The 18,759-nt window shown below is 69.7% G+C and carries 13 protein-coding genes; 11 read left to right on the top strand and 2 right to left on the bottom strand.

Going from position 1 to position 18,759, the window contains the following annotated elements; all coding sequences use genetic code 11:
* The first annotated feature begins 40 nt into the window (after window positions 1-40).
* The 8 genes from ADL03_RS23115 to ADL03_RS23080 all read left to right on the top strand — a co-directional run bounded on the left by ADL03_RS23115 (window position 41) and on the right by ADL03_RS23080 (window position 14,683).
* Complete coding sequence (locus ADL03_RS23115) at window positions 41-1,270, top strand: PPE domain-containing protein (protein WP_053735623.1); 1,230 nt, start codon at window positions 41-43, stop codon at window positions 1,268-1,270.
* A complete protein-coding gene (locus tag ADL03_RS23110; protein WP_053735622.1) occupies window positions 1,267-1,971 on the top strand; it encodes an ESX secretion-associated protein EspG in 705 nt (234 codons plus the stop codon). Before ADL03_RS23115 ends, ADL03_RS23110 begins: the two co-directional genes overlap by 4 nt.
* Window positions 1,972-2,033: 62 nt before the next feature.
* On the top strand, window positions 2,034-3,542 hold the full coding sequence (locus ADL03_RS23105; RefSeq protein ID WP_053735621.1) for an alkaline phosphatase: 1,509 nt from the start codon (window positions 2,034-2,036) through the stop codon (window positions 3,540-3,542).
* A gap of 21 nt (window positions 3,543-3,563) precedes the next feature.
* Window positions 3,564-5,555: a hypothetical protein gene (locus tag ADL03_RS47310; protein WP_063798682.1), complete on the top strand. Its 1,992-nt coding sequence runs from the start codon at window positions 3,564-3,566 to the stop codon at window positions 5,553-5,555.
* A gap of 94 nt (window positions 5,556-5,649) precedes the next feature.
* A complete protein-coding gene (gene pulA / locus ADL03_RS23095; protein WP_082373401.1) occupies window positions 5,650-11,064 on the top strand; it encodes a pullulanase-type alpha-1,6-glucosidase in 5,415 nt (1,804 codons plus the stop codon).
* Window positions 11,065-11,113: 49 nt separating this feature from the next.
* Window positions 11,114-11,596, top strand: a complete 483-nt coding sequence (locus tag ADL03_RS23090; RefSeq protein WP_053735619.1) for a MarR family winged helix-turn-helix transcriptional regulator — start codon at window positions 11,114-11,116, stop codon at window positions 11,594-11,596.
* A gap of 40 nt (window positions 11,597-11,636) precedes the next feature.
* Window positions 11,637-13,082 carry a DHA2 family efflux MFS transporter permease subunit gene (locus ADL03_RS23085; RefSeq protein WP_082373400.1) on the top strand — a complete coding sequence of 482 codons (1,446 nt, stop codon included), beginning with the start codon at window positions 11,637-11,639 and terminating at the stop codon, window positions 13,080-13,082.
* A 113-nt stretch (window positions 13,083-13,195) separates the two neighbouring features.
* Window positions 13,196-14,683 carry a S8 family serine peptidase gene (locus ADL03_RS23080; protein ID WP_053735618.1) on the top strand — a complete coding sequence of 496 codons (1,488 nt, stop codon included), beginning with the start codon at window positions 13,196-13,198 and terminating at the stop codon, window positions 14,681-14,683.
* Here the strand turns inward: ADL03_RS23080 and ADL03_RS23075 are convergent.
* A complete protein-coding gene (locus ADL03_RS23075; RefSeq protein WP_197288571.1) occupies window positions 14,680-15,297 on the bottom strand; it encodes a hypothetical protein in 618 nt (205 codons plus the stop codon). The genes ADL03_RS23080 and ADL03_RS23075 overlap by 4 nt on opposite strands.
* Before the next feature lie 108 nt (window positions 15,298-15,405).
* Here ADL03_RS23075 and ndk point away from each other — a divergent pair, with 108 nt between their 5' ends.
* Window positions 15,406-15,816, top strand: a complete 411-nt coding sequence (ndk, locus tag ADL03_RS23070; protein WP_053735616.1) for a nucleoside-diphosphate kinase — start codon at window positions 15,406-15,408, stop codon at window positions 15,814-15,816.
* Window positions 15,817-16,402: 586 nt separating this feature from the next.
* Here the strand turns inward: ndk and ADL03_RS23065 are convergent.
* Window positions 16,403-16,990, bottom strand: coding sequence for a GNAT family N-acetyltransferase (locus ADL03_RS23065; RefSeq protein ID WP_053735615.1), 588 nt, complete (start codon window positions 16,988-16,990; stop codon window positions 16,403-16,405).
* An 80-nt stretch (window positions 16,991-17,070) separates the two neighbouring features.
* Here ADL03_RS23065 and ADL03_RS23060 point away from each other — a divergent pair, with 80 nt between their 5' ends.
* Window positions 17,071-17,985, top strand: coding sequence for an ABC transporter ATP-binding protein (locus ADL03_RS23060; RefSeq protein WP_231642156.1), 915 nt, complete (start codon window positions 17,071-17,073; stop codon window positions 17,983-17,985).
* Window positions 17,985-18,758, top strand: coding sequence for an ABC transporter permease (locus ADL03_RS23055; protein ID WP_053735613.1), 774 nt, complete (start codon window positions 17,985-17,987; stop codon window positions 18,756-18,758). The genes ADL03_RS23060 and ADL03_RS23055 overlap by 1 nt, the downstream gene beginning before the upstream one ends.
* Window position 18,759 lies beyond the last annotated feature (1 nt).

Here is an 18,759-nt window from a genome sequence, read left to right as displayed (position 1 = left end):
GCCCAGCTGCTTCACAGAGGACAACACGCGCGCTGAAGCGATGTCCGGTTTTCAGATCTACCAGGCGATGACCACCGGAGCGGGCACCACGTCCCTGCAAGGGGCGGCGAACACCGCGAAGGCGCTGGAGCAGTCGTACAACGAGATCGAGGGCCGCCTCAGGCGCATCGGCGAGACGCTCGGCGAGGCGTGGGGTGGTGCGAGCTCCGACGCCGCGATCGCCGCCGCGAACCCCATCAACCAGGCCATGGTCCAGATGCAGGACTCGTTGCGGCAGGCCGACCGCTCGTTCTCGAACCAGGTCTACCAGTTCAACCACGACAAGGGCCGGCTCAAGAACGTTCCCCAGAACAAGCCGGACACCGGTTTCTGGGACACCGTGACCCCGTGGGACACCGACACCGAGGACGCGGTCAACGCCTTCAACAAGGACGAGGCGCACAACCGGCAGGTCTACCGCGAATACCAGGAAGCGAGCCGCACCAACCGCGGCGAGCTGCCGCAGGAGATGGCGGGCATCACCCCGGACAACCTGAACGTCCAGGTCGTCGACAACAGCGGCAGCAACAACCAGCACAACACCACGAACACCAGCGGCGTCAACCGCCCGTCCGGCACCCCGAACTTCCCCACCTCGACCGGTTCCCCGCAGGGCCCCGGCGGCAGCACGTTCACCCCGCCGCCCGGCCTGACCGGTGACCAGACCACCACCAGCTGGGTCCCCGGCGGGACCGGCGGTGGTGGCGGGGGCGGCGGCATCACCAAGCCCGGCGACCTCGGCCTCGGCGGCGGCAAGCTCCCGGTCGGCAGCGTCATCGACCGCCCGATCACCGCGGGCGTTCCGCCGATCGGCGTGTCCGGCGGACCCGGCCAGAACAGCGGACGTGGCCCCGGCGGCGCGGGCAAGCTCGGTGGCGGACCGGGTGCGGGTGGCGCCGGCAAGGCGGGCGGACCGGGCGGCAGGTTCGGCACCGGTGGCCTGGGCGGGAACGCGGGCAGTGGCAACGCCGCCGGCACCCAGGCGGGCAACAAGGCCGGCATGTTCGGCGGCATGGGCGAGAACGCGAACGCCGCGAACCGGGGTGGCGCCGCGGGTGCGGCCGGACGCGGTGGTGCGGCCGGCATGGGGGGAATGGGCGGCCACGGCGCCAAGGGCCAGGGGGACGAGGACAAGGAGCACAAGTCCGCGGACTACCTGGTCACCGAGGAGAACACGAACGAGCTCATCGGCGACATGCCGATGGTCGCCCCGCCGACGATCGGGGGATGAGCGTGCTCCGGTCGTCCGTCCAGCTGTCGGACCTCGCGTTCGACGTGCTGTGGAAGCAGGAGCGGCTGGGGCAGTTCCACCCTGCCCTGCACGTGCAGTCGCCCGGCGAGACCGAGGACGAGCGCGCGGTGATCGAACGCGACGTCATCGGTGAGCTCCGCAGGGTCGGGCTGGACCACCCGGACGTGCGCGGGACGTTGCACCTGATCGCCAAGGCCGACGCGGACTACTCGGCGTGGATCGCGGTCACGCCGAACGAGACGAGGCCGGTCGTGGTCGCGGCGAACGCGCAGCACGGCGTGCTGGCGCTGCACGAGGACGGGTTCGTGCAGCTGCACCCGATCCGGCCGGAGAACGCGCGCGAGGTGCTGGCGATGCAGCTGCCGGACGTGCCGGCCGGGCGGGGCGCGTCGATCAACGTGCACGAGAGCGAGATCAACACCCACCAGCCGGGCAAGGCGTCGCCGTCGATGGCGCTGCGGCAGCTGCTGGCCCAGGAACGCCTGGGCACGGCGAAGCTGTACGCGGCGCGGCGGGCCGGCGACGAACGCAGGCGCGCCAAGACGTTCCTGACCACGATCGACTTCGCGGACGGCCGCTGGCTCGTGGTCAAGTACACCGACCAGAACCGGCAGACGTGGGTGCACGCCACGCCCGCGTCCCGCCAGATCATCACCGACTGGCTCCAGCGCCTGACGTGAGACCCGCGGGAAGTTCACCCGCGGTTCGGCCGCCGGTCAGGAGCGCCGACTAGAAACCGCGCATGACCTTCGACCGACGCACGTTGTTCAAGGCAGGCGCGCTGGGCACGGCGGCAGCGCTGGTGCCGACCGGAGTCAGCCTCGCGAAGACCGACCGGCCGTTGCTCACGCACGGCGTGCAGTCTGGTGACGTCACCTGGGACGGCGGCATCGTCTGGACCCGCGCCGACCGCCCGTCCCGGATGCTCGTCGAGGTGTCCAATGACCCGCGGTTCCGCTTCTCCCGGCGTGTCCGCGGCCCGTTGCTGACGCCGGAGACCGGGGGCACCGGCCACGTCCGGGTGTCGAACCTGCTGCCCGGCCGCCGCGCCTACTACCGCGTGACGGCGGAGGACCTGCACGGCCGCACCCGCAGCGAGCCGGTGACCGGCAGCTTCACCACCGCCCCGCTCGGCCGCGACGAGGTGCGGTTCGTGTGGTCGGGTGACGTCGCCGGCCAGGGCTGGGGCATCAACCCCGACCTCGGTGGCATGCCGATCTTCAAGGCGATGGCCGACCGCCGCCCCGACTTCTTCCTCCACAGCGGCGACAGCGTCTACTCCGACAACCCGATGAAGGAGTCGGTGACGCTGCCGGACGGCCGGATCTGGCGCAACGTCGTCACGCCGGAGAAGCTCAAGGTCGCGGAGACGCTCGACGAGTACCGCGGCCAGTTCGCCTACAACCTGCTCGACGACAACGTCCGCCGGTTCGCCGCCGAGGTTCCCACCTTCGCGCAGTGGGACGACCACGAGGTCACGAACAACTGGTACCCCGGCGAGATCCTGGACCTCCCGCAGTACACCGAGAAGCGCGTGGACGTGTTGGCACAGCGGGCTTTCCAGGCGTTCCACGAGTGGATGCCGATCGACCGCCACCGCGCTGTGGACGGCCGGGTGTACCGGAAGTTCGCCTACGGCCGCAACGTCGAGGTCTTCGTGCTCGACATGCGCACCTACAAGGACCGCAACACCGCGCCCAGGGACCAGCCGGGCGTCATCCTCGGTGCGGCACAGGCGAAGTGGCTCGTCGACAGCCTCGCGCGCAGCACAGCGACGTGGAAGGTCATCGCCGCCGACCTGCCGATCGGCCTCACCGTCCCGGACGGCGCCGACATCGAGGGCGTCGCCAACGGCCTGCCGGGCGCGCCGAACGGCCGTGAGCACGAGATCGCGTGGGTGTTGCGGGAACTCAAGAAACGCCGTGTGCGCAACACGGTCTGGCTGACCGCGGACGTCCACTACACCGCCGCGCACCACTACTCCCCGGAACGCGCCGCCGTCGGCGACTTCGACCCGTTCTGGGAGTTCGTCTCCGGCCCGCTGCACTCCGGCGCGTTCGGCCCGAACACGCTCGACCCGACGTTCGGCCCGGAAGCGGTGTTCGTGCACGCCCCGCCCGCCGCGAACACCTCGCCGCTGGACGGCTTCCAGCACTTCGGCGAGGTCAGGGCCGACCGCGAGGAGCTCACGGTCTGGCTGCGTGACGCAACCGGCGCAGCGCTCTGGACCAAAACGCTCAGGGCGCGCTGAGGATCCCAATAGGGTCGGTGGGTGCCCATCTCGTTCGACACCACCGGCTTCCAGCAGCAGGACCCCACCACCTGGCTCCACGCGGCCGGCGACCGGCTCACCGTGCACCGCTACGACGGTGTGCCGGACCTGCCGGGACGGCTGGACGACCTGCCCGCACTCAGACACGGCCTCGCGCTGCGGCACGCCGCGGTGGGCTGTCTCGTCGAGGCGCAGGTCGTCCGGCTCGGTGGCGTGCCCGCGTTGCTGGAGATCGTGAAGATGCCGCTGGGCAACCGCCCCGGTCAGGCGTTCAGCGCGACGGTGCTCGTCCAGGGCGCGGGCTCGTACGCCGTGCTGACGTTGTTCGCCGAAGAACACGGCACGACCGGCATGCGCGAGGGCGTGCTCGCCGCGGAGATCGGCTTCCAGCGGTGGCTCCTGCCGCACCCGTACGCGCCGCAGCTGCAGGGCCGGCTGCCGTTCCACGCGGGCGACGACCCGCGGTTCGACGGCCGGTTCCCGCAGCACCCGTTGTCGCGCGTGCGCCAGTGGGTGCACCAGCTCGTGCGCACCGCACGCGTCGACCCGGCCTTCGTGGCACCGCACGCAACCCCTCCGCCACCGGCTCCGGCCCCGTCCGCACCGGTGCCACCGGCCCCTGCGCCACAACCGGACCTCCCGCCCGAGCTCGACGCGATCTTCAACTCCCAGCTGACGACGGCCGAGTGCGGCTTCCCGGTCAACGGCCACATCGCGCTGCAGATCGGTGAACGCACCACGTACTGGAAGCTCCTCGACGAGGCCGTGGCCCACCGGCTGGGCAGCGGCACCCTGGGCCGGTCCCCGAACGGCGCGAGCCGCTTCCGCGAGGTGCTCATGGTCGACGAACGCACCGGTGACGCGCTGATGATGGACCGGTTCATGACCGACGGCGCCTCGCTGGGCGTCCAGACCAGGCTGCAACCGGTCACGCGCGAACAGGCGTACGCGGCGGTCACCCCGGAGGCGCTCGAACAGGCCTACCGCGGTCTCGGCCGGCTGATCGACATGGCCCGCGGCCGCACCGAGTACCTGACGCTGGAACCGATCGCGCACCACGGCGAGTCGGTCGCTCCGTACGCGATGCTGGGTGTCCGGTACCAGGAGGGCGAGGAGGTCGTGTTCGTCTCGTGCTCCCCGGCGCCGTCGGAGAACACGCCGTTCAAGGGCGACCCCGGCATCAACGCGGTCGTCAGTCCGGCCACCCTGCGGAGCATCGGTGAGCTCGCCATGCACGCGATGCTCGAATGGGGCCCGCACCCGCTGGAGATGGCGGTCACCTTCAACCGCTACGACGGCATCGTGGAGGCGGAGGCCGCCCCGGAGAGCCTCACGGACGAGATGCGCGCGCTGTTCCCCGGACAGCTGGCCAAGGCCGTGCCGGGCCTGGCGGTCGGCGGCTACGTCGCGCTGCAGCAGGGCGGGGAGCGGACGTACTGGCGGCTGCCCGACGACGTGCTGTCCCACCGGCTCGGCTACGGCGTGCTGGCCCGTGACCACTCGCCGGGCCACCGGTTCCGCGACGTCGTGCTGCTCGACCGGCACAGCGGCGACGTGCTGGTCCCGAACCGCTACGGCGACGGCGCCACGACCGGCTCCAAGACCACCCTCACCAGGGTGAGCGCGCAGGAGGCGATGGCCGCGGCGACGCCGGAGGCGTGCCACGAGGCGTTCCAGGAGCTCGGCAGGGCGGTGTACACCGCGGCGAAACGCGGCGAGTGGATCTTCGTCGAGCTGCTGGAGAACGAGCTGAGGCAGGACCCGCACCTGGTGCTCGGCGTGCGGGGCTTCTTCGACGACAACCCCGTCGCCATCGCCTCCGCCTCGCCCGCACCGTCGACGAACACCCAGTTCAACGGCCTGCCCACGCTGGAGGCACCGGCGGAACCGGAGAACGTCGTCGGGCTCGGGCTGGTCGCGCTCCAGGCGGTCGGGGACTGGGGCCTGCACCCGTTGCACGTGGTGCCGACCTACCACCGTCCGACGCGCTGATCGCAAATATTTGCAGGACCCGACGTATTGTTTCCGCCTGTTCCTCGTGGTTTCGTGCAGCAACCCTGCAAGAAGTTGCGACAAGGAGGTCGCGATGCGTCGGGTCGTCGCCGCGCTCGCTGCACTGCTCTTACTGCCTCTCACACCCGTCCAGGCCGCCGCTCGCCCGGAGCAGCGCCTGGCCGTAGGGAAGGTGGTGGACATAGCGCCCGGTGTGCGCGCCGGGGACGCGCGGCTCGCCTTGCCGCCCAAGCGGGACGACCTGCGGGGCGAGCGCTTCTACTTCGTGATGCCGGACCGGTTCGCCAACGGCGACACCCGCAACGACCGCGGTGGCTCCCACGGCACCGACCACGGGTTCAACCCGGCCGACAAGGGCTTCTACCACGGTGGTGACCTCAAGGGCCTGCACGACAAGCTCGACTACCTCGACGGCATGGGCATCACGGCGATCTGGATGACGCCGATGTTCCTCAACCGCTGGGTGCAGGGCGACCCTGGAAAAGACCAGTCCGCGGGCTACCACGGCTACTGGACCGTCGACTTCACCAAGCTCGACCCGCACTTCGGCACCACGCGGGAGATGCGCGAGCTGATCCGCGACGCGCACCGGCGCGGCATCAAGGTGTTCTTCGACATCGTCGCGAACCACACCGCCGACGTGATCAAGTACGCCGAGGGCAAGAACACCTACGTCTCCACGGGCGCGCAGCCGTACCTGGACGCCTCGGGAAAGCCGTTCGACATCGCGGACTACGCCGGGCGCGAGGACTTCCCGAAGCTCGACGTGGCCAAGTCGTTCCCGTACACGCCGGTGAAGGACGGGCCGACGAAGTTCCCGTTGTGGCTCAACGACTCCACGCTCTACCACAACCGCGGCGACTCGACGTTCTCCGGCGAGTCGAGCGAGCAGGGCGACTTCTCCGGCCTCGACGACCTGATGACCGAGCACCCGCGCGTGGTCAACGGCATGAAGGACATCTTCACCAGCTGGATCGACACGCTCGACATCGACGGCTACCGGGTCGACACCGTCAAGCACGTCAACCTGGAGTTCTGGCAGGCGCTCGCGCCGCACGTGAAGCAGTACGCGAACCGCAAGGGCAAGAAGGACTTCTTCGTGTTCGGCGAGGTCTTCGACTCCTCGCCGGAGAACACCTCGAAGTACACCACCGACGGCCGGATGCAGGCCACGCTGGACTTCCCGTTCCAGAGCAGCGCGGTGAGCTTCCTGTCCGGCAAGGGGTCCCAGCGCCTCGGCGAGGTGCTGCTGGACGACGACCGCTACACCGACGCCGACTCCAACGCCTCGTCGCTGCCGACGTTCCTGGGCAACCACGACATGGGCCGGGTCGCGTGGATGATCCGCACCGAACGGCCCGGCATCACCGACGCCGAACTGCTGGAGCGGCTCAAGCTCGGCAACCAGCTGATGTACCTGTGGCGCGGCAACCCGGTCGTCTACTACGGCGACGAGCAGGGGTTCGCGGGCACCGGCGGCGACAAGCTGGCGCGTCAGGACATGTTCGCCTCGAAGACACCGGAGTACCTGGCGGAGAAGCTGGTCGGCTCCGACCGCACCGGCGCCGTCGACAACTACAACACCGCACACCCGCTGTACCAGCAGCTCAAGGCCCTCGCGGCACAGGTGGACCGCGATCGGGTGTGGCGCGACGGCAACCAGGTGCTGCGTTACGCCGACGGCGACGTGTTCGCGTTCAGCCGCATCCTCGGCCGTGAGCACCTCGTGGTCGCGAACGCCGGCACGGCACCCGCGACCGTCACGGTTCCGGTGTCCTCCGCCGCCTTCGAGAACGCGCGGGTTCAGAACGGCCGCGTCACCGTGACCGTGCCGGCGCTGTCGGCGTTGGTGCTCAAGGGAACCAGCGACGTGGCCAAGGCCAAGCCGACGCCCACGCTGGTCGCTCCCGCCGCCGGAACGGTGCTGGACAAGCGGGTCGAGCTCCGGGCGGACGGCATCGGCGTGCCCGACGCGGCCGCCACCTTCGCCGCCCGTGTCGAGGGCACGAATGACTGGACCGTGCTCGGCACCGACGACGCGGCGCCCTACCGGGTGTTCGCGAACCTGTCGGCACTTCCGGGCGCCGCGGCCGGCAAGCGGGTCGAGCTGCGCGTGGTGGCGAAGTCCGGCGAGATCGGCGCGGACGGCGCGTTCGTGTCGCTCGTGGCCGCGCCGCCGGTCCCGGACCCCGGCACGAAGAACCCGGACTGGCTGGTCGTGCACTACGCGCGCGACAACTACGACGGCTGGGGCCTGCACGTCTGGGGTGACGTCGAGACGCCGACCGAGTGGGGCGCGCCGCTGCCGTTCGCCGGTGAGGACACCTACGGGCGGTTCGCGTGGGTGAAGCTGAAGCCGGGCGCCAAATCCGTCGGCATCATCGCGCACAAGGGCGACGAGAAGGACACCTCGATCGACCGGGTCGTCGACCCGGGCGTGACGCCCGAGGTGTGGCTGAGGCAGGGGCAGGAGCCGGTCCACCCGTCGGAGCAGGCGGCGACGGGCAAGGCGGTCGTGCACCACGTCGGTGACGCCACCGGAGCCGTCGTGCGGGTCGCCGGACGCGCTGACGTGCCGTTCTCGGGTGGCGTCGCGGAACTGCCGCCGACCACGGACTTCTCCGTGGTGCGCGGCACGACCGTGGAGGCGTCCGGCAGGTTCACGAGCGGGCACGCGTGGGTGGCGAACGGCAAGGTGCACGCCAGTCTCGCGGCCGCCGAGAACCGGGCGGTGGTCCACTACCACCGCCCGGACGGCGACTACACCGACTGGACGATGTACCACTGGACGGGGTCCGCGGAGCCGTCACCGGGCTGGAACCAGTCGCGGGTACCCGACGGGCGGGACGCGTTCGGTGTGCACTGGTCGGTGCCGCTCGCTCCCGGTGCGGCCGGGCTGAGCTACCTCCTGCACCGCGGCGATACGAAGGACCCCGGTCCCGACCAGTTCCTCGACCTGGGGCAGAAGGGGAACGAGGTGTGGCAGTTGCAGGGCGACGAGACCTACCTGCTGCCGCCGGACGCCGGTCCGGCCGCCGATGACGACCTGACCAAGGCGAAGGCGATCTGGGTCTCGCGCGACAAGGTCGTGTGGGACGTGCCGGCCGTGCAGTCCGACGGCTACCGGCTGGAGTACGGCTCGAAGGTGCTGCGGTTGTCGCCGACCACCGAGGAGGTGCCGGCTCAGTTCCCGCACCTGCGCGGCAAACCGGTGTTCGCGGTGCGCGGATTCGTGGACGAGGCGTTGCGGGACAAGCTCTCCGCTGTGCACGTCGACGCGGGCGGCGCGATCCGGCACCGCACGAGCGTGCAGATCGCGGGCGTGCTGGACGACCGCTTCGCCGCTGCCGCGACGAAACTGGCCTACGGGCCCACGTTCGACCACGACCGCGCGTCGGTCAGGCTGTGGGCGCCGACGGCACGCAACGTGCGACTGCGGCTGTTCGACGAGCCGTCCGGGGAGCCCACGCGGACCGTGCAGCTCACCCGCGACGACGCGTCCGGCTCGTGGTCCGGTACCGGGAACTGGAAGAACCGGTACTACCAGTTCGAGGTGACCGACTGGCAGCGCACGGTCGTGGTCACCGACCCGTACTCCGTGGCGTTGTCGGTGAACTCGACGCACTCGCAGTTCGCCGACCTCCAGGACGGCCGGACCATGCCGTCCGGCTGGTCGAAGGACGTGGCGAAGGGCATGGGCGGCGCGATCACCGAGCTGCACGTGCGGGACTTCTCCATCGGTGACGAGTCCGTTCCCGCGGCCGACCGCGGCACGTACAAGGCGTTCACGCACCGCGACTCGGTGGGCATGAAGCACCTCAGGACGCTGGCGGCGGCGGGCATGGACACCGTGCACCTGCTGCCCACGTTCGACATCGCGACGATCCCCGAGAAGCGCTCCGAGCAGGCCACGCCCGCGTGCGACCTGCCGTCGCTGCCCGCGGACTCCGAGGCCCAGCAGGCCTGCGTCGGTGCGGTGGCCGCCCGTGACGGCTTCAACTGGGGCTACGACCCGTTCCACTACGACGTGCCGGAGGGCTCCTACGCCACGCCGGACGCGCAGAACGGCCAGGCGCGGTCGAAGCAGTACCGCGAGATGGTGAAGTCGTTGCACGACAACGGCAACCGCGTGGTGCTCGACGTCGTCTACAACCACACGGCGGCGTCCGGCGACGCAGCCACCTCGGTGCTCGACAAGGTCGTGCCCGGCTACTACCAGCGGCTCAACCTCGACGGCTCGGTCGCGAACTCCACGTGCTGCGCGAACACGGCGACCGAGAACGCCATGATGGGCAAGCTGGTCGTGGACTCGGTGGTGCGCTGGGCGCGCACGTACAAGGTCGACGGGTTCCGGTTCGACCTGATGGGCCACCACCCGAAGGCGAACATCCTGGCCGTGCGCGCCGCTCTGGACGCGCTGACCGTGGAGCGCGACGGCGTGGACGGGCGCAAGATCGGCGTCTACGGCGAGGGCTGGGACTTCGGCGAGGTCGCCGGCAACGCCCGGTTCGAGCAGGCGACCCAGGCGAACATGGCGGGCACGGGCGTCGGCACGTTCAGCGACCGGCTGCGTGACGCCGTGCGTGGTGGCGGGCCGTTCGACGACGACCCGCGCGTGCAGGGCCTCGGTTCGGGGCTGGCCGGGGACGTGAACTCCTCGCCGGCCAACGGTGACGTGGCCGCACGGCTGGAGAACTACAGCGACCTGGTGAAGCTGGGCATGGCCGGCAACCTGGCCGCGTACCGCTTCCAGTCCACCGCCGGACCCGTGGTCTCCGGCCGTGACGTGCGGTACAACGGCACCGCCGCCGGGTACACCGGGCAGCCGTTGGAGGCCATCACGTACGTCGACGCGCACGACAACGAGACGTTGTTCGACGCGTTGACGTACAAGCTGAAGCCCGAGACGGCCATGGCGGACCGCGTGAAGATGCAGACGGTGGCGCTGGCACCGGCGTTGCTGGGGCAGGGGCGGCCGTTCGTGCACGCGGGCACCGAGTTCCTGCGCTCGAAGTCGTTGGACCGCAACAGCTTCGACTCCGGCGACTGGTTCAACCGCTACGACCCGTCGTTGCGCGACAACGGGTTCGGCCGCGGGTTGCCGCCGAAGGCCGACAACGAGGCGAAGTGGCCGTACGCGAAGCCGTTGCTGTCGTTGCCCCGACCGGCCCCCTCGGACATGAAGGCGGCGCTGGACGCGACGCTGGAGCTGCTGCGGATCCGGCAGTCATCGCCGCTGTTCTCGCTCGGCTCGGCCGACCTGGTGCAGCAGAAGGTGTCGTTCCCGGCCGCGCGGTCCGGTGTGATCGTCATGCACGTCGACGACACCGTGGGCCCGGACGTGGACCCGGCCCGGCGCGGTGTGCTCGTGGTCATCAACCCGTACCCGACCGACCAGCCGATCGCGCTGCCGCCGGGTGACTGGAAGCCGGTGACCAGCGAGAAGCGAGCGGGTGCGGCGCGTTCGGTCGTGGTGCTCGAAAGGTAGTCCCGCCGCAAAATAGTTGAGATTTAGATTATTTGGTACCGTAGTGCCCATGGGCACGAAGGGGTGTACCGACCTGATGATGCTGCTGCATCGGACGGGTCACGCGCTGGAGACCGAGCTGACGGCGAGGCTCGCGGAGATCGGGTTGACTCCGCGGGCCCGCTGCGTGCTGTCGACCGCGCTGGACGCCGAGCGCACGCAGTCCGAGATCGCCGAGCAGATCAGCATCGACAAGACGACCATGGTCGTGACGATGGACGCCCTGGAATCGGCGGGCTACGCCGAGCGCAGGCCGTCCGCGACCGACCGCCGTGCCCGCGTCGTGGTCGTGACCGACTCCGGGCGCGCGCTCGTGGCGAAGGCCGACGACGTGTACGAGGAGGTCGTCGCCAGCGTGCTGGGCTCGTTGCCCGACGACGAGCGGACCGGCCTGGTCAACGGCCTGACGCGACTGGTCGAAGGCCGTCTCGGTGCCGTCGTCCCGTGCGAGAAGCCGCCGCGCAAGCGTGCCCTGCGCCAGGCGATCGGGTAACAAATAGTCCCGTACAAAACTATCTGCTACGGTTCCTCTTATGACATCAGGGGGACCGAAGACGGATTCGCGCTGGCTGGCGCTGATCGTGCTGTGCGCGGGGATGTTGATGATCGTGCTGGACCAGACGATCGTGAACGTCGCGCTGCCCGCGATCGACGAAGACCTCGGGTTCGGCCAGGCGGGCCTCGCCTGGGTCGTGAACGCGTACCTGATCGCCTACGGCGGTCTGCTGCTGCTCGCCGGACGCCTCGGCGACCTGATCGGGCACAAGAGGGTGTTCCTGATCGGCCTCGGCGTCTTCACCGCCGCCTCGCTGCTGTGCGGCCTGTCGATGAGCTCCGAGATGCTGGTCGTGGCCCGGTTCGTCCAGGGCGCCGGCGGCGCGCTGGCCACGTCCGTGACCCTGGGCATGATCGTCACGATGTTCCCGGAGACCGGCGAGCAGAGGCGCGCCATCGGCGTGTTCAGCTTCGTCGCGGCAGCGGGCGCGTCCATCGGCCTGCTGCTCGGCGGCGTGCTCACGGACGCCATGTCGTGGCACTGGATCTTCTTCGTGAACATCCCGATCGGCATCGTGGCCGCCATCGCCGCCGTGCGCCTGGTGCCCGAGTCGGCCGGCCTGGGCCTGCGCGAGGGCGCGGACGTCCTCGGCGCCCTGCTGATCGTCGCCGCGGTGATGCTCGGCGTCTACACGATCGTGAAGGCCGAGCACTACGGCTTCGGCTCCCCGCACACGCTGGGCCTGGGCGCCATCGCGGTCGCGCTGCTGGTGGGCTTCGTCCTGCGCCAGCGCCACGCCGCCAAGCCGCTGCTGCCGTTGCGGGTGTTCAAGTCCCGCAACGTGACCGGCGCGAACCTCGTGCAGATCTCGATGATCGCCGGCATGTTCGGCCTGTTCTTCCTCGGCACCCTGTACATGCAGCTCGTGCTGTCGTACACGCCGTTGCAGATCGGCCTGGCCTTCATGCCCGTGGCCGTGGCCATCGCGGTGTTCTCGGTGTCGCTGTCGGCCCGCCTGAACTCCCGCTTCGGCGAACGCAACATGCTGATCCTGGGCCTCGTGCTGATGCTCGCGGGCATGGTCGTCTTCACCCAGGTCCCGGTCGACGGCTCGTACGTGGCCGACATCCTGCCCGCGGTCGCCCCCATCGGCATCGGCATGGGCCTGTCGTTCCCGGCACTCATGACCCTGGCGATGTCGGGCGCGGCCCACGGCGAGGCCGGCCTCGCGTCCGGCCTGGTCAACACCACCGCACAGGTGGGCGGCGCGCTCGGCCTGGCCGTGCTGGCGACGACCTCCACGACCTACACGTCGTCGCTGCTCGCGTCGGGTGTGTCCCGGTTGGAGGCGCTGACGTCGGGCTTCCACCTGGCGTTCTGGATCAGTGCCGGCTTGGTGACCGTGGCGCTGGCACTGGCCGTGTTCATGCTGCGGCAGGTCGCGGTGTCGCGTGATGAGACGCAGCCAGTCCTCGTGCACTAGCCCCGTTGGGCCTCCTGGGCGATCTTCATCAAATCCGGTGACGCCCAGGAGGTTCACCCCTTAGGTTTGCCCGCGTCGATACGACGACGCTATGGGGGAAAACAACTGTGGGGATGTTCAGCAGACAGATCATCGGGGCCGGCGCTGTCGCGGTGACGCTGACCGCGCTCGCCGTGCCGCAGGCACAGGCGCAGGACGTCAAGATCGCCGGCGCCGACTCGAAGACCGCGGTCGCCGACAGCTACATCGTCGAGCTCAAGGACGGCTTCACGGCGACCAACGCGGTGGCCGGCAAGGTCGGCGCACAGGTGAAGTACCGCTACACCAAGGCGTTCAACGGTTTCGCGGCCAAGATGACGGCGGAGGCCGCGAAGAAGCTGGCGACCGACCCGGCGGTGAAGTCGATCGCGCAGGACCAGGTCTTCGCCAAGACCGGTGAGGCGCAGAGCCCGACCCCGAGCTGGGGCCTGGACCGGATCGACCAGCGGGTCGTGACGCCGGACAACCTCTACCGGCTCCGCGCCGACACGAGCCAGGTGCACGCCTACGTCATCGACACCGGCATCAAGGTCGACCACCCGGACTTCGGTGGCCGCGCGGTCTGGAACTACAACTCGATCGACTCGACCAACACCGACTGCGCGGGCCACGGCACGCACGTCGCCGGCACCATCGGCGGCAAGACCGTCGGTGTGGCCAAGCGGATCAACCTGCACGCGGTCAAGGTGCTGGACTGCGAGGGCAGCGGCACGGCCGCCAGCGTCATCGCCGGTGTCGACTGGGTGACCGCCAACGCGGTCAAGCCGGCCGTCGCCAACATGAGCCTCGCGGGCCCCGCGTTCGACCTGCTCGACACCGCCGTGCGCAACTCGATCGCGTCCGGCGTCTCGTACTCGGTAGCGTCGGCGAACTTCAACGCGGACGCGTGCAACTACTCGCCGGCCCGAGTGCCCGAGGCGCTCACGGTCAACGCGACGACGAGCACCGACACCCGCGCGTCCTTCTCGAACTGGGGCACCTGCACCGACATCTTCGCCCCCGGCGAGAACATCGTCTCCACCTTCATCGACGACGGCTTCATCTCGGCCAGCGGCACCTCGATGGCGGCGCCGCACGTCGCCGGTGTCTCGGCGATCTACCTGGCGGTCAACCCGACCGCGACGCCGGCGCAGGTGCAGAAGGCGATGAAGGACTCCGCCACGAACGACGTGGTGCAGGACGTGGCCGGCTCGCCCAACAAGCTGATCTACGTCCACGGCGCCTCCGACCCCAACAAGCTGCGCCGGTCCGACTGGCTCGGCACCGGTCAGCGGATCGTCAGTGCGGACGGCAAGCACTACCTGGTGATGCAGCCGGACGGCAACCTGGTGCTCTACAGCAACGGCGTGCCGAAGTTCTGGACCAACACGACCGGCACCACTGCCAACCGGGCGGTCCTGCAGAGCGACGGCAACTTCGTCCTGTACGACGCGGCCAACCGTCCCCGCTGGGCCAGCAACACCGAGCGCACGACGGGCCAGCGCATCGTCGTGGAGAACACCGGCCAGGCCGTGCTCTACGACGAGCAGGGCACGAAGCTGTGGGTCTCCCACCAGGTCTAGTGGTCAGCTAGCTCCACCCGTTTGACGACGTCCTCCGAGCGCAGGATCGCGAACTCGCGGTCCTGCGCTTTGAGCACTTTCAGGTATCCCGGGCTCGTCTCGAACACGTAGACGTCCTCGGCGTCGTTGATCCGCTCCTTCGGCACCCACGGCGTGCTGACGACCGCAGCCACCGCGAGCGCGGTCCCGGCCAGGATCCACGCGAACCAGTGCAGCAACCAGCGCGCGTTCCTGATGGCGAGCACGAACACCCCGCCGAGCGCGACCGCACCCACCGGCATCCACCAGCGGTGGTACGTCAGCGTGTGCGACACCATCAGCGCGACGAGCACGATCAACGTGAGCAGCGCCGTGGTGTTCGCCCGCTCCGGATCCTTGCGCGTGCGGAGGAAGAAGAAGAAGGTCGCCGGCGTGACGACCATCAGCAAGACGGTGCTGATGCGGTCGTCCGCCATGAACGTGCCGAGGAACAACCCAGGCGCGTCATCCAGCTCCAGTGTGTGGAGCAGTGCGAACGCCGTGTGCCAGTCATAGTGCGACACGGCGAGCAGCCGAAGCAGGACGAACAGGACGGCGGCGCCGGTCAACGCGGACCCGGTGTGCTGTGAACTCACCCGCAGAACTATGGCGTATCGCCGGTCACAGCCCTCCCGGCGTGCGCCGCACGGGCGCGGCTACCCTGTTCGCACATCCCGTACCTGTTTCCGAGGAGTCACACCGTCGTGTCCGAGCGCACCCTGGTTCTGGTCAAGCCCGATGGCGTCGAGCGTGGTCTGGTCGGCGAGGTGATCGCCCGCATCGAGCGCAAGGGCCTCAAGCTCGCCGCGCTGGAGCTCCGCACGGCTGACCGTGCTACCGCCGAGCAGCACTACGCGGAGCACGACGGCAAGCCGTTCTACAACGACCTCGTCGACTTCATCACCGGCGGCCCCCTGGTCGCGCTGGTCGTCGAGGGTGTTCGCGCGATCCCCGCGTTTCGTCAGCTCGCCGGTGGGACCGACCCCGTGGAGAAGGCGACCCCGGGCACGATCCGCGGCGACTTCGGCACCGAGGTGCAGTACAACCTCGTGCACGGGTCGGACTCGGCGGAGTCGGCGGAGCGGGAGATCAAGATCTGGTTCCCGAACCTGTGAAGGTTTGAGGCTTGGGCTTTGAGTTGGACGCCTGAGGTGGTGAGCCCCCTGGGTTGTCAGACCTGCTGAGTACAGTCGGGTTGATCAGGGGGTCCGACTTTTGGGGGGACGCCTGCGTTAGCGTGCTTGGCCTTTGGGCCGACGCGTGGGCTGCGTGGGGCGTCCCCCTGTTGCGTTGGCGGGTGCCTGTCGGGAGTCCATGGGGTGGTGCTGCTGCGGGTTTCCTGTTCGGCTGTTCCTGGGGCTCCGCCCCAGACCCCGACACTCCCAAAGAAGCCTCCAGCGCCATTGGCAGGTTGATGGCACGCCTGGTGCTTAGGGCGGCTGCCGGTTGCTTTGTGGGTTGCGTTGTCTGCCCCGTCTAGCTCTCACGGAGCGAGCCAGACCTGAGGAGGGGTGTCAACCGGGCGAAAAGCGTGCCCGGTTGACACCCCTCCTCAGGCCCGGCAAACGATCGGAGCGCTAGACGGGGAAGCCACCCACCGCGGAACCGCCCGAGGAAAGGCTTTGACGCCTCGCCTTCGGCTCGATCACGAGCGAAAGCCTCGCCTTCGGCTCGATCGGGAGTGGCGTCGGTCCGCTGTGGTCACCTCGTGCGGCGAGGGCTGGAACCCAGCCCACCCGCCGTCGAGCCGTTCAACCGCGTCCCCTCGGGATGGCCGAGCGGCAGGTACATCCACACGTCGTCCCACCGGTCCTCCCCGACGGCGATCGCGTTCGGCATCCGACCGCACTCCCGGAAACCGAGGCTCTCGTACAGCTCGATCGCCCCGTGGTTGTTCCCGCGCACCCCGAGCATGACGATCTCGAACCCCGCCGTCCGCGCGCTGTCGACCAGGCCCGCGACCACCAGCCGCCCCAGCCCGAGGCCGCGCGCCGACGGGTGGGCCATGATCTGCTGGACCTCGCAGCGGTGCTGGAACACGGCGGTGCCGCCGCGCCGCCACAGGCCGATCCCGCGCACGACCCCGTCGACCACCGCGGTCGCGAACGCGGCGTCGCCGTCGCGGGTCTGCTTCAGGACGCCGTCGAGCCAGGTCGAGATGCGGGTCAGGTCGGGAGGGGTGTGGTAGCCGACGGCGCCGCCCGCTGCCACCACGTCGTGCACGACTGTGTGGACCTCGGTTCGCAGGCGGTCGTCGGGCTCGGTCGGCCAGCGCAGTTCGATGTCCATGCGGGACATTGTGGGCAACGGGGCTGGGCGCGCGAGAAATGCGTCGAGAATTGTCGGACCCCTTGGCTAACGTCGGGGTGGTGGAGAACCTCGTCGAGGCCAAGGCGCTGACCAAGCACTTCGGGGCGTTCGAGGCCGTGCGCGGCATCGACGTCGAGGTGCGCAGGGGTGAGGCGTTCGGGTTCCTCGGGCCCAACGGGGCCGGCAAGTCGTCGACGATGCGGATGATCTCGTGCGTGTCCGGGCGGACGGGTGGGGAGCTCAAGGTGCTCGGGCTCGATCCCGAGCACGACGGGCCGCGGATCCGTGCGCGGCTCGGGGTGGTGCCGCAGCTGGACAACCTCGACTCGGAGCTCACGGTTCGGCAGAACCTGCAGATCTACGGGCGGTACTTCGGCATGTCGCGACAGCGGTGCCGGGAGAAGGCGGACGAGCTGCTGGAGTTCGCCCAGCTCACGGAGAGGGCGGACCACGAGGTGGAGCCGCTCTCCGGTGGGATGAAGCGCAGGCTCACGATCGCGCGGTCGCTGGTCAACGACCCGGAGCTGCTGCTGCTCGACGAGCCGACCACGGGGCTGGACCCGCAGGCGCGGCACCTGTTGTGGGACAGGCTGTTCCGGCTCAAGCAGGACGGGGTCACGCTCATCATCACGACCCACTACATGGACGAGGCCGAGCAGCTCTGCGACCGGCTCGTGGTGATGGACGGCGGGCGGATCGCGGCGGAGGGGTCCCCGGCCGAGCTCATCAGCACGTACTCCACCAGGGAGGTGCTGGAGCTGCGGTTCCGGCCGGGCGCGGACAAGCCGGACCTGGAGCGGTTCGCGGAACGGGTCGAGGTGCTGCCGGACCGGTTGCTGCTGTACACGCGGGACGGTGAGCGGACGTTGCAGGCGGTGCACGACAACGGGGTGCAGCCGGTGTCCAGTTTGGTGCGGCGCAGTTCGCTGGAGGACGTGTTCCTCCGGCTCACCGGGCGGACGTTGGTGGACTGATGCAGACGCTGAAGGCCTCCTGGTACGGCTTCGAGAAGCACTGGACGTGGTACCGGCGCAACTGGCGGGCGACGGTGGTGACGAGCTTCCTCACGCCGGTGCTGTTCCTGCTGGCGCTCGGGTTCGGGTTCGGCTCGCAGGTGCGGTCGACCGAGCTGCTCGGCGGCATGTCGTACCCGCAGTACCTGGCGCCCGCGCTGGTGGTCGTCACGGCGTTGCAGGGGGCGACGTTCGAGTCGACGTACGCGATCATGTCGGCGTTCCTGTGGCAGAAGACGTACGTCGGCATGGTGGCCACGCCGATCACGCCCGCGCAGGTGCTGTACGGGCAGGTGCTGTGGATCGGCAGCCAGCTCGTGGCGCGGTCCGCGGTGTTCGTCGTCATCGCGGCGGTGCTGGGCGCGGCGGCCGGGCCGGGCATCCTGTGGAGCGTCCTCGCCGGGGCGCTGGCGGGGCTGGCGTTCAGCACGCCGCTCATCGCCTACAGCGCGCGGCTGGAGAAACCGGACAGCTTCACGACGGTCTTCCGGTTCGTGCTGATGCCCATGACGTTGTTCACCGGCGCGTTCTTCCCGGTCAGCCAGCTGCCGGAGTGGCTGTTGCCGGTGGTGTGGCTGACCCCTGCGTGGCACGGCATCGAGCTGGCCCGGGGAGCGGCGTTCGGCACGCTCGGCGCGCTGCCGGCGCTCGGGCACGTCGCCTACCTCCTCGTGCTGGGCGCCGCCGGTCTCGCCCTCGGCGTGAAGTACTTCCGACGCAGGCTGGCGGTGTGAG

The organism is Nocardia sp. NRRL S-836 (assembly GCF_001279525.1).
Lineage (GTDB): Bacteria > Actinomycetota > Actinomycetes > Mycobacteriales > Pseudonocardiaceae > Lentzea.
This window is presented reverse-complemented; position numbering and strand designations above follow the sequence as displayed.